The sequence below is a fragment of the Pseudomonas sp. TNT2022 ID642 genome (assembly GCF_028656995.1).
Taxonomy (GTDB): domain Bacteria; phylum Pseudomonadota; class Gammaproteobacteria; order Pseudomonadales; family Pseudomonadaceae; genus Aquipseudomonas.
Window position 1 is genome coordinate 18,807 of the sequence record NZ_JAMDGW010000020.1, and the last position, 11,772, is coordinate 30,578.

Consider the following 11,772-nt stretch of genomic DNA (forward strand, 5'->3'; position numbering starts at 1 on the left):
TTCATTGTGGGAGCGAGCCTGCTCGCGAAAACGGTCTGCCAGGCAACGCTATTACTGCGCCCACCCGCCGCCCAACGCCTTGTACAGCGCAATGCTCGCCTGCACCCGTGACAGCCGCAGTTGCGCATTCTGATCTTGCGCGGCGTACAGCGTGCGCTGGGTTTCCAGCACCGTGAGCAAGTCTTCGGCGCCGGCCTCATAGCGACTTTGCGCGATGTTGAAAGCACTCTGGGCCTGATTCAATTCTTCGTTCTGCCACAACCGCTGCTCGTCCAGGCGACGAATACTGTTGAGGGCTTTTTCCACGTCGGCGAAGCCGTTGATGATCGCGCCACGGTAGCTTTCCAGCAGTTCTTGCTGGCGTGCCGTGGCCTTGTCGCGTTCGGCGCCGAGGCGACCGTTGTTGAAGATCGGCGCGACCAGTCCGGCGGTCAGGTTGTAGAACGGGCTGCGAATCAGATCGTCGAATTGATTGGCGCCGGAGCCGAGCTGGGCGGTCAGGGTCAGCGCCGGCAACATCGCTGCACGGGCGACTTTTACGTCCGCTTCGGCTGCGGCCAGTTGCGCTTCGGCGCGAGCAATGTCGGGACGACGACTGAGCAGTTCGCTGGGCACGCCGGCGGCGATGTCTGGCCATTGCAAGTGATCGAAGGACTCGGTCGGCGACAGTTGCTGCACCGGTCGGCCGAGCAGGGCGGCGAGGCTGATCAGCGCTGCCTGGGCCTCTTGTTGCACGCGCGGCAATTGCCACTGCTGGGCGGCGACCAGACTTTTCTGCTGCGCCAGTTCCAGCGCGGTCGCCGAGCCTGAATCAAAGCGCGTCTGCACCAGTTTCAGCACGCTTTGTGCGTTGGCCAGATTGAGTTCGGCGATGCGGCTCTGCTCGCGCAGCGACAGGGTTTGCGCATACGTGCTGGCTACGCCGCTGAACAATGTCAGCTCGACGGTTGCGCGGTCGAACTCGCTGGCCTGCAAGGTGAACTGTGCGCTGTCCCGCGAGGCGCGTTTGCCACCCCAGAAATCGATTTCGTAAGTGGCACTGAGATTGGTGTCGAAGTAGTCCACGGCTTTGTTGCTGCTGTTGGCATCGAGTTGGCTGTAGCCATTGCCGCGCAGCAGTTTCTGCCGATTGGCATTGAGCCCGGCCTTGATCTCCGGCAGCAACGAGCCGCTGGCGATCACCGTGCCGGCCTGCGCCTGACGTACGCGGGCAACGGCGGCCGCGAGATCGAAACTGCCGACGCGAGCCTGTTCGATCAGGCGATCCAGCTCGGGGCTGCCGAACTGCGTCCACCAGTGCAGGTTGTTGCGGGCGCTGCTCGCGCTGTGCGGCGATTTCCAGCTCGCGGGCGCTTGCACGCCACTGTCGGGGCGTTGCACGGGGCTGCCGCAGGCGCTGAGGATCAGGCACACGGTCAACAAACTGAGGCGCGGTTTCATAGATCGATCATTCACTGGTAAGGGCCGTGACCGGGTCGAGCCGGGCAGCTTTGCGGGCCGGCATGAAGCCGAAGACAACGCCGGTGACAAGGGCGCAGCCGAAAGCGCCGAGCACTGCCATCAACGAGAACGCGACGGCGACTTCGCTGAGAATCAGCACGCCGCCAACGATCAACGCCAGGGCGATGCCGGCAATGCCGCCGACCACCGAGAGCATCACTGCCTCGGTGAGAAACTGGCGCAGAATGTCGCGCTGCCGCGCCCCGGTGGCCATGCGGATACCGATCTCGCGGGTACGCTCACGCACGGTCATGAGCATGATGTTCATCACGCCGATGCCGCCGACCAGCAGGGAAATCGCGGCAATCGAGCCGAGCATCAGCGAGAGGGTGTTTTGCGTGCGCGCCTCGGCCTGGATCATCGCGGCGTTGTTGGTCAGCTCGAAATCCTTTTTGCCGTTGTGCAGGCGCAGCATCAGTTGCTCGATGGCTTCTTCGGCGTCCTTGACTTTGCGTGCGTCGGTGGCGGCGATGGCCACGTATTCAGGATCGCGCGTGCCGAACAGCCTGACGCTGGCGGCCGAGTAGGGGATAGCGATGCGGTTGTCGCTGTCGGAGTCGCCAGAGCTGGCGCCTTTTTCCGCGAGCACGCCGACCACCTGAAACGGCACGTTTTCGATCAGGATGTATTGGCCGATCGGGTTGATCACGTCCTTGAGCAGTTTGCTCCGCACTTTGTGGCCGATCACCGCCACAGCAGCGGCGTTCGCCTCGTCGGCCTCGGTGAAGTAGCTGCCTTGCACCACCGGCCAGTTGAAGATCGCCGGGAAGTTGGTGTCGTTGCCGCCGACGTAGCTCAAATGGTCGGCGTTGCCGAACCGCACGCCAGCCTCGGCGCCGTTGACCGGCATGATCCGTTGCACTTGCGGAAGGCTCGCCAGTGCGCGGACGTCGTCGAGGGTGATGATCCCCGGTGGTGTGCGCGGGTTGGGCGCCGAGCCGCTGAGGTAAATGATGTTCGAGCCGAACGCGCCCATTTGCGCCATGACCTGACGCTTGCTGCCTTCGCCGACGGCGAGCATCACCACCACCGAGGCCACGCCGATGATGATGCCGAGCAGGGTCAGCGCAGTGCGGAAGCGATTGATCCACATCACCCGCCAGGCGGCGTGCAAGGCGTCGACCAGTTCGCCTTTCCAGGCGCCGGTGGCTTCGGCGCCCTCGGCCAGACGTTTGCGCAGATCGACCGCTTGCAGGGCGCCGGGGTTGGCGCTGGTCTGGGCGTCGGGGTTGTCTCGGGCGCTGTCGTTGATGATCAGGCCGTCGCTGATTTCGATGATGCGTTTGGCCCGCGCCGCCACTTCGCGATCATGGGTAATCAGGATCACCACATGGCCCTGGCTCGCCAGTTCGTCGAGCAGCGCCATGACTTCTTTGCCGCTGTGGCTGTCGAGGGCGCCGGTCGGTTCGTCGGCGAGAATGATATGGCCGCCGTTCATCAAGGCACGGGCAATCGACACCCGTTGTTGCTGACCGCCGGAGAGCTGGTGCGGACGGTTGCCGGTGCGTGAGGCCAAGCCGAGGCGGTCGAGCAGGGCGGCGGCGCGTGCGTGGCGTTCGGCGGCCGGAGTGCCGGCGTAGATCGCTGGCATCTCGACGTTTTCCTGGGCCGAGCCGGACGGAATCAGGTGGTAACCCTGGAACACGAAACCAAAGGCTTCGCGGCGCAGCCATGCGAGTTCGTCGCTGTCGAGGCCGGCGACGTTTTCCCCGGCGAAACGGTATTCACCGGACGTCGGTCGGTCGAGGCAACCGAGGATGTTCATCAGCGTCGATTTGCCGGAGCCGGATGCGCCGACAATTGCCACGAATTCACCGGCGTGGATCGACAGGTCGATACCGCGCAGCACATGAACTTCAGGCGCGTCGCCGCCGCCGTAGGATTTGCGGATGTCCTGCAGGTCGATCAGAGGCGTTTGCATTCAGCCTCCGCTGCCGACAGCCGGGCCGATCAGCAAGTGATCGCCTTCATTGAGACCTTCGATAATCTGTACTTTCAAGCGATCGCTGATACCGGTGCGTACTTCGCGGGACTGGATGTCACCGTTGGCGGCAATCACCCGGGCCGTCTGCAGATCGGCGCTGGTGCTGCCTTGCAGTGCGGCGATCGGGGCGGTGAGAACGTCTTTCGCCTGACTGGCGACGAAGAACACCTGAGTGGTCATCTCCGCCATCAGTGCGTTGTCGGCGTTATCGACGTCGAGCAACACGGTGTAGAGCACCACGCGGGCGCTGCCGCTTTTACTGCTGCTGGCCGGGCTGCCGCCGCCCTGGCTGGTCTGATCAAGCGGTTTTGGCGGCACCGGCAGGATTTGCCGCACCGTGCTGCTCCAGCGCCGATTGCCACCACTGAGGGTGGTGAAATAGGCGGTCATGCCCGGTTTGACATGGCCGATATCCGCCTCGGAAACCTCGGCCCACACGGTCATCGGCGACAGCTTGGCGATGCGCAGAATCAGCGGCGTCTGCTGTTGCGCGTTGAGGGTCTGGCCTTCGCGGGCGTCGAGGGCGACCACGGTGCCGGCCATTGGCGCATAGATCCGCGTGTAGCCGAGCTCGGCCTGATCGCTGCGCAGGCTGGCTTCGGCCTGGCGGATCTGCGCCTGGAACATGTCGATGCGCGCTTGCGTGGCTTTCAGTTCGGCGCGGGCGGTCTGCACGTCTTCCTCGCGGGTTGCACCGCCGGCGGCCAGATTCTGCTGGCGCTGATATTTCTGTTGCGCCAGCTCGTGCTGGGCACGTTGTTCCTGCAATTGCGCCTTGAGGTTTTCGATCGAGAAGCGGCCAGCGTCAAGTTTGGCCTTTTGTGTCGATGGATCGATTTCCACCAGCAGTTGGCCTTCCTTGACCACGTCGCCGACTTCGACATGGATTTTCTGGATCTGCCCGGAAGCCTGCGCACCGACATCCACGTAACGACGCGGTTGCAGGGTGCCGAGCGCGGTAACGCTGCTTTCGATGTCGCCACGGGTCACTTGCACGGTGGCGAATTTATCCCGGCCTGGCGGCAGGATCTGCCACGCGGCGTACGCGACAACGGGGATCAGACAGAGGACTACGAGCAGGGCGCGTCGGGCGGGGCGGGGACGTTTCATGCAGGGTTCCGGCCAGTGGAAATCGGCCCGTCGTTCGGCTGGCACACAGGTTCGGGCAGCACTGAACGCTGTCGCAAGGTGCGACAGACACGGGGAGCTGTCCTGTAAACGATGGAAGTGCAGGGGAATTTAACTGCGGACACACGAAGTTACAGCTATAGAACAGCACTATTTGTCGGTCAACGACAAACACTACTTTAAATCTATATGAGAATTACTATAAATTACGCACCTCAAGTTGCCACTATCTTGCTACTGCATTTTGCGCAGGGGTCAATCAGTGAGCTCAAGGACAGAACCCGCAGGTTTGCGGCCGGGAGTCATGTTGGAAAACTACTATCGGGAGCTGGTGTGTTTCCTGAACGCCAAGCTCGGCAACCGTCAGGTTGCCGAAGATGTGGTGCATGACGCCTATCTGCGGGTGCTGGAGCGTTCCAGCGAGACACCCATCGAGCAACCCCGGGCCTTTCTTTACCGCACCGCGCTCAATCTGGTCATCGATGACCACCGGCGCAACGCTTTGCGCCAGGTCGAGTCACTCGACGTACTCGATAATGAAGAGCGCTATTTCACCCCGTCGCCCCACGGCACCCTCGATCATGGCCAGCGTCTGGAGATGCTTCAGCGGGCGCTGGCCGAGTTGTCACCGCTGTGCCGCGAAAGTTTTCTGCTGCGCAAAATCGAAGGCCTGTCGCACCCGGAAATCGCTCAGCAGCTGGGCATTTCCAAGGCTCTGGTGGAAAAGCACATCGTTAATGCCATGAAGCATTGCCGTCTGCGCATCAAACAATGGGATGCCCATTGAGCCGTCCGCGGTAAATTTTATTTCACTGTCCTCGTTCCTACTCAACAGACGATCTGCTGTCCTGCTCAAGGCCAGTCAGGTCACTTAGGCTCTCCTTGCCCCTTGTTGAGGGGTTCATCCAGAGGACACTGGAAATGACTCAGGCAATTGCATCGCCCATCGTTCACGACCTGATCGGCGTCGGTTTCGGCCCTTCGAACCTGGCGCTGGCCATCGCTCTGCAAGAGCGCGGGCCGACCCACGGCGAGCTGGATGTGCTGTTCCTCGACAAGCAGGCCAACTACAGCTGGCACGGCAATACCCTGTCGACCCAGAGCGAGCTGCAGATTTCCTTCCTCAAGGATCTGGTGACCTTGCGCAATCCGACCAGTCCGTATTCCTTCGTCAATTACCTGAAGTACCACGGTCGCCTGGTCGACTTCATCAACCTCGGCACCTTCTATCCGTGCCGCATGGAATACAACGACTACCTGCGTTGGGTCGCCGGGCAGTTCACCGAGCAGAGCCGTTATGGCGAAGAAGTGCTGACCATCGAGCCGGTGCTGCACAACCATCAGGTTGAAGCGCTGCGCGTCATCTCCCGTGGCACCGATGGCCAGCAATTCGTGCGCACCACCCGTTCGGTTGTCGTCAGCGCCGGCGGCACCCCGCGAATCCCCGAGGCGTTCAAGGCGCTGAAGGGCGACACTCGCGTGTTCCACCATTCACAATACCTGTCGCAAATGGCCAAACAACCTTGCGTGAACAATCAGCCGATGAGCATCGCGATCATCGGTGGCGGGCAGAGCGCGGCAGAAGCGTTCATCGATCTGAACGATTCGTTCCCGTCGGTGCAGGTCGACATGATCCTGCGCGGTTCGGCCTTGAAACCGGCGGACGACAGCCCGTTCGTCAACGAAGTGTTCTCGCCGGAGTTCACCGATCTGGTGTTCCAGCAGAACAGCGCCGAGCGTGAGCGTCTGGTCAACGAATACCACAACACCAACTACTCGGTGGTCGACATCGACCTGATCGAACGCATCTACGGCATCTTCTATCGTCAGAAGGTCTCCGGGATCGCCCGTCACGCGTTCCGTACCCTGACCACCGTCGAGAAAGCCACTGCGACTGAAAACGGTATCGAACTGGCCGTGCGCAACAACGCTACTGGCGAAGTCACCGTGCGCAATTACGATGCCGTGGTACTGGCCACCGGTTACGAGCGGCAGATGCACCGCAAACTGCTGGCGCCGCTGGAAGAGTACCTGGGTGACTTCGAGGTCGATCGCAACTACAAACTGATCACCGACGAGCGCTGCAAGGCCGGCCTCTACATGCAGGGGTTCTGCCAGGCCAGTCATGGTCTGAGCGATACACTGCTGTCGGTGTTGCCGATTCGCGCGGACGAGATTGCCGGTTCTTTGTATGAGCATGGCAAGAACCGTGGGCATCGCTCGATGGCGGATCTGTTGTTGGCGACTGCCAGCTAACGCCGATTTCCAGGCCAGATCATTCCCACGCAGAGCGTGGGAACGATCATCCTGAACCCTTCCTGAACATCCCCCACATTCCCCGACTCACCTCCTTTTGCGGGTTTACTCTCCAATCATCGGGGCGTAAGCTTCGCGCGTTTTCATCAATAGCGGAGACCCACAGTGGGTACTTGTTCGAGTGACAGTTGTCGGCCGGTCTCGGTAACCGGCAGATTCTCGGCAAGATAACGCGCAGATTTTCTCTGTCGTTGTCTCGCCGTAAAAGCGAGCAGCGGCATCCCGTGCATGACCCGTCCTGGGCCATGTCTCGACGTCCTTCTCATCGACGCTGAACAGAGCGTGATTGCGACTTTATTGTTGTGATCGCAGCCCTATCGACACGCCTGTCTTTTCTGACCGGCGCGCCAGGCCTTGCCGTGCCGGTTTTTCCGGCGGACGAGGCGCGGCCGTACCTGCTTGACGGTTTCCCGGCTGACCATAGGGGCAACAGCCATGAAACTTACGCTCAAGGAATTTTTCGCAGGTTTTCTGCGGACCCGCCACATCGCCCGGCACTTCCGTCGCCTGGCGCTGCTGGAGTCGATCAACGACACCACGGTCAGCCGTGAAGTCCCGCCGACTTTGGCTAACACCCTGGTCGATGCCGCGCAGTGCGACAGCGGTGTGTTGCTGTCGTCACTCGGCACGCATTCCGATGGCCTCACCGATTTCGAAGTCGATGCGCTGCGTGCGCAATACGGCCTCAACGAAGTCGAACACGAGCAGCCGCTGCCATGGTGGACGCACCTGTGGCACTGCTACAAAAACCCGTTCAACCTGCTGCTGACCCTGTTGGCGGTGATCTCGTGGCTGACCGAAGACCTCAAGGCCGCCGTGGTGATTTTCTCCATGGTGGTGCTGTCGACGCTGCTGCGTTTCTGGCAGGAAAGCAAATCCAACCAGGCCGCCGATGCGCTGAAAGCCATGGTCAGCAACACCGCCACGGTGATGCGCCGTGACGCGCCGCGCAGCGAATTGCCGATCAAGCAACTGGTGCCGGGCGATCTGATTGTGCTCTCGGCCGGTGACATGATTCCTGCCGATTGCCGCGTACTCAGCGCCAAGGATCTGTTCGTCAGCCAGGCAGCGATGACTGGTGAATCGATGCCGGTGGAGAAGTTTCCACACCAGCAGGATCGCGATACGCGCAATCCACTGGAGCTGGACAACATCCTGTTCATGGGCACTAACGTGGTGTCGGGAACTGCGGTGGCAGTGATCCTCACCACCGGCAACAGCACTTATTTCGGTGCGTTGGCCCAGCGTGTCGGCGCCACTGATCGCGCGGTCACTTCGTTCCAGCAAGGCGTCAACAAAGTCAGCTGGCTGTTGATCCGTTTCATGTTCGTCATGGCGCCGCTGGTGCTGTTCATCAACGGCTTCACCAAGGGCGACTGGACTGAAGCACTTCTGTTCGCGCTGTCGATTGCCGTCGGCCTGACCCCGGAAATGCTGCCGATGATTGTCACCTCGACGCTGGCCAAAGGCGCGGTGTTTCTGTCGCGCAAAAAGGTCATCGTCAAACGCCTCGATGCGATCCAGAACTTCGGTGCCATGGACGTGCTGTGCACCGACAAGACCGGCACGCTGACCCAGGACAAAATTTTCCTCGCGCGCAATGTCGACGTCTGGGGCGAAGACTCCGACGATGTGCTGGAAATGGCCTACCTCAACAGCTACTACCAGACCGGCCTGAAAAACCTGCTCGACGTGGCGGTGCTGGAACACGTGGAAATCCACCGTGAACTGAAAGTCGGCACGGCGTTTCGCAAGGTCGATGAGATCCCGTTCGACTTCAACCGTCGGCGCATGTCGGTGGTGGTCGAAGGGCGCGGCCAGCCACATCAGTTGATCTGCAAAGGTGCGGTGGAAGAAGTCTTGGCGGTGTGCAGCCGCGTGCGTCACGGCGAAGTCGATGAAGCCTTGAGCGATGAATTGCTGACCCGGATTCGTCAGGTCACCGCAGCATTCAACGCTGAAGGCTTGCGCGTGGTGGCGGTGGCCGCCCGCTCGATGCCGCAAGGTCGCGACACTTACAGCCTGGCTGATGAAAATGAACTGACGCTGATCGGCTATGTGGCGTTCCTCGATCCGCCGAAGGAAAGCACTGCGCCGGCGCTCAAAGCCTTGGCCGAACACGGCGTGGCGGTAAAAGTGCTGACCGGCGACAACGAACTGGTGACGGCGAAAATCTGCCGCGAAGTCGGCCTCGCGCAACAAGGCTTGCTGCTGGGCAATGACGTCGAGCGTATGAGCGATGCTGAACTGGCCGTGGCCGTGGAAACCACCAATGTCTTCGCCAAGCTAACGCCGTCGCACAAGGAGCGCATCGTGCGCATCCTCAAAGGCAACGGCCATGTGGTCGGCTTCATGGGCGACGGCATCAACGATGCGCCAGCGCTGCGTACCGCCGACATCGGCATTTCCGTGGACAGCGCGGTGGACATCGCCAAGGAAGCGGCCGACATCATCCTGCTGGAAAAGAGCCTGATGGTGCTGGAGGAGGGCGTGCTCGAAGGGCGGCGCACCTTCGCCAACATGCTCAAGTACATCAAGATGACCGCCAGTTCCAACTTCGGCAACGTGTTCTCGGTGCTGGTCGCCAGTGCGTTCATTCCGTTCCTGCCGATGCTGCCGATGCATCTGCTGGTGCAGAACCTGCTCTACGACATTTCGCAGATTGCGATTCCATTCGATAACGTCGATGAGGACATGCTGAAAAAACCACAACGCTGGCAGCCCGGTGACGTCGGGCGCTTCATGCTGTTCTTCGGCCCGATCAGTTCGATCTTTGACATCACCACGTTCGCCTTGATGTGGTACGTATTCGATGCCAACACCCCGGATCACCAGACCCTGTTCCAGTCCGGCTGGTTCGTGGTCGGGTTGCTGACCCAGACGCTGATCGTGCACATGATCCGCACGCCGAAGATTCCGTTCCTGCAAAGCCGTGCAGCTATGCCGCTGCTGGTCATGACCGGGATCATCATGGCGGTCGGCATCTTCCTGCCGATGGGGCCGCTGGCGCACTACTTCAAATTGCAGGCGCTGCCGTCGCTGTACTTCGTGTTCCTGCCGGTGATTCTGCTGGCGTACATGGCGCTGACCCAGGCAGTGAAAGGCTTCTACATCCGCCGGTTCGGCTGGCAATAACCGCAGGATTGCTCTCCCCTGTAGGAGCTGCCGCAGGCTGCGATCTTTTGATCTTGTCTTTTAAAAACAAAATCAAAAGATCGCAGCCTGCGGCAGCTCCTACAGGGGGATTTGTGTGTATTCAGGGAAATTACTATGCAAGCCATCAACAACCTCAACCTCGATTCGCTGCTCGACACCCTCGTCAGCCTCAGTGCCGCCTTCATCCTCGGTGGCCTGATCGGTTTCGAACGTCAGTACCGGCAACGCACCGCCGGCCTGCGCACCAACGTGCTGGTCGCCGTCGGCGCAGCGATTTTCGTCGACATGGCCAACCGTCTCGCCGGCGCCGAAGGTGCGGTGCGCGTGGTTGCTTACGTGGTCTCCGGCATCGGCTTTCTCGGCGCCGGGGTGATCATGCGCGAAGAGGGCAACGTGCGCGGTCTCAATACCGCCGCGACCCTGTGGACCTCCGCAGCGGTCGGTGCCTGCGCGGGTGCCGACCTGCTCGCCGAAGCCGTGCTCGGCACACTGTTCATTCTGGCCGCCAACACCTTGCTGCGGCCGATCGTCAACAACATCAACCGCCAGCCGCTGGACGTGGTCTCGGCGGAAGTCACCAACATCGTCTACGTCATCGCCCGACGCTCCCAGCAAACCGCCGTGTTCGCTTTGCTCGAAGCCGAACTGGAGCGCAGCAACTACCCGGCCAGCGATGTTGATGTGCATGCGTTCGGTGCCGATGAAATCGAGATCGAAGCGACATTGGCGACAACGTCGGTCGATGGCGATGAACTCGACGCGCTGGTGGCGCGGATTTCGACGTCAGCGCTGGTGGTGCAGGCGTTCTGGAGTCCGAGTACCACGGAATGATCGTTTTCGGTTGCTGAGAATTGTCCTACAAGGCGGCAAGAAAGAACCTACATTTTCACCCTTGGGTCTCGATCACTATTTGTTCCGGAGCAGAGATGCCCGGCGTCCTGATGACTCGATGCGTTATTACGGAAGTGCAATGAATACCTGGAAAGTTCGGCAGGGAATGGCCGGAAAGAGGGGGGGGAACCATTCGTTGCAGATTCCGTGATGAAGGTTGTTCGCTACAGCGAGCAAGCCTGTTGTCGCTGATGAGTAATTGGGAGAGCCAGGCCGCTGGGCCGAATAAACAACTATCCCAAGAGATGTAAAAAATGAAAAAGATCGTCGCTGTTACCGCCGCTACCGTTGTCATGGGTCTCGCTTCTTTCGCCAATGCTGCGACGCCGGCTTCCGGCAACCCTGGCACCGTACGTTTCATTGGTGAAATCGTATCCGGCGCCTGCGGTATCGACGCCAGCTCTCTGGACCAGACCGTTTCCCTGGGTCAGGTGCCATCGAACCAGTTCAAGGCGATCGGTGATCGTTCGACGCCGACCAAGTTCGACATCATCCTGACCGACTGCGACACCACCACCCAGAAGAACGCCCGCTTCACCTTCAGCGGTGTGCAGGATCCAGCGGTTCCGGGCCTGTTCGCCACTACCGGTCTGGCGCAGAACGTCGGCATCCGTCTGCAGGCCAGCGCTGGCGAAATGCTCGATAACGGCACCGAGCAGGTCGCTCCGGTTGTGCTGCAAAACGGCAACAACACCGTGACCTTCGCCGCCATGTATGAAGCCACCGCTGCGACCGTCACCACCGGTGAAGCAGACAGCGTTGCGAACTTCACCGTGGCCTACAACTGATACCTCGGT

Annotated in this window: 8 protein-coding genes; 5 read left to right on the forward strand and 3 right to left on the reverse strand. The window is 60.8% G+C overall.

Features of this window, described 5'->3' with window-relative positions; all coding sequences use genetic code 11:
* Window positions 1-51 precede the first annotated feature (51 nt).
* The 3 genes from M5G26_RS20670 to M5G26_RS20680 are packed head-to-tail and all read right to left on the reverse strand — an operon-like array spanning window position 52 to window position 4,594.
* The gene (locus M5G26_RS20670; RefSeq protein ID WP_273916343.1) at window positions 52-1,440 is read right to left on the reverse strand and encodes an efflux transporter outer membrane subunit; all 1,389 of its coding nucleotides are present in this window, start codon (window positions 1,438-1,440) and stop codon (window positions 52-54) included.
* A gap of 7 nt (window positions 1,441-1,447) precedes the next feature.
* On the reverse strand, window positions 1,448-3,421 hold the full coding sequence (locus tag M5G26_RS20675) for a MacB family efflux pump subunit (RefSeq protein WP_273916344.1): 1,974 nt from the start codon (window positions 3,419-3,421) through the stop codon (window positions 1,448-1,450).
* Complete coding sequence (locus tag M5G26_RS20680; RefSeq protein WP_038363515.1) at window positions 3,422-4,594, reverse strand: efflux RND transporter periplasmic adaptor subunit; 1,173 nt, start codon at window positions 4,592-4,594, stop codon at window positions 3,422-3,424.
* 322 nt (window positions 4,595-4,916) lie between these two features.
* Here M5G26_RS20680 and M5G26_RS20685 point away from each other — a divergent pair, with 322 nt between their 5' ends.
* From M5G26_RS20685 to M5G26_RS20705, 5 genes are all read left to right on the forward strand, one after another.
* Entirely contained in the window at window positions 4,917-5,399 is a 483-nt protein-coding gene (locus M5G26_RS20685; protein WP_134174365.1) for a sigma-70 family RNA polymerase sigma factor, read from the forward strand.
* A gap of 134 nt (window positions 5,400-5,533) precedes the next feature.
* A complete protein-coding gene (locus tag M5G26_RS20690; protein ID WP_102900922.1) occupies window positions 5,534-6,868 on the forward strand; it encodes a lysine N(6)-hydroxylase/L-ornithine N(5)-oxygenase family protein in 1,335 nt (444 codons plus the stop codon).
* A 495-nt stretch (window positions 6,869-7,363) separates the two neighbouring features.
* On the forward strand, window positions 7,364-10,063 hold the full coding sequence (mgtA, locus tag M5G26_RS20695) for a magnesium-translocating P-type ATPase (protein ID WP_273916345.1): 2,700 nt from the start codon (window positions 7,364-7,366) through the stop codon (window positions 10,061-10,063).
* A 135-nt stretch (window positions 10,064-10,198) separates the two neighbouring features.
* Window positions 10,199-10,915 carry an MgtC/SapB family protein gene (locus tag M5G26_RS20700; protein ID WP_007913384.1) on the forward strand — a complete coding sequence of 239 codons (717 nt, stop codon included), beginning with the start codon at window positions 10,199-10,201 and terminating at the stop codon, window positions 10,913-10,915.
* Between the two features lie 314 nt (window positions 10,916-11,229).
* On the forward strand, window positions 11,230-11,763 hold the full coding sequence (locus tag M5G26_RS20705; protein ID WP_095047684.1) for a fimbrial protein: 534 nt from the start codon (window positions 11,230-11,232) through the stop codon (window positions 11,761-11,763).
* Window positions 11,764-11,772: the final 9 nt, after the last annotated feature.

Coding starts and splice junctions, on each gene's coding strand:
- M5G26_RS20690 (WP_102900922.1), top strand. CDS start 5,534: ATGACTCAGGCAATTGCATCGCCCATCGTTCACGACCTGATCGGCGTC.
- M5G26_RS20700 (WP_007913384.1), top strand. CDS start 10,199: ATGCAAGCCATCAACAACCTCAACCTCGATTCGCTGCTCGACACCCTC.
- M5G26_RS20675 (WP_273916344.1), bottom strand. CDS start 3,421: ATGCAAACGCCTCTGATCGACCTGCAGGACATCCGCAAATCCTACGGC.
- M5G26_RS20670 (WP_273916343.1), bottom strand. CDS start 1,440: ATGAAACCGCGCCTCAGTTTGTTGACCGTGTGCCTGATCCTCAGCGCC.
- mgtA (WP_273916345.1), top strand. CDS start 7,364: ATGAAACTTACGCTCAAGGAATTTTTCGCAGGTTTTCTGCGGACCCGC.
- M5G26_RS20685 (WP_134174365.1), top strand. CDS start 4,917: ATGTTGGAAAACTACTATCGGGAGCTGGTGTGTTTCCTGAACGCCAAG.
- M5G26_RS20680 (WP_038363515.1), bottom strand. CDS start 4,594: ATGAAACGTCCCCGCCCCGCCCGACGCGCCCTGCTCGTAGTCCTCTGT.
- M5G26_RS20705 (WP_095047684.1), top strand. CDS start 11,230: ATGAAAAAGATCGTCGCTGTTACCGCCGCTACCGTTGTCATGGGTCTC.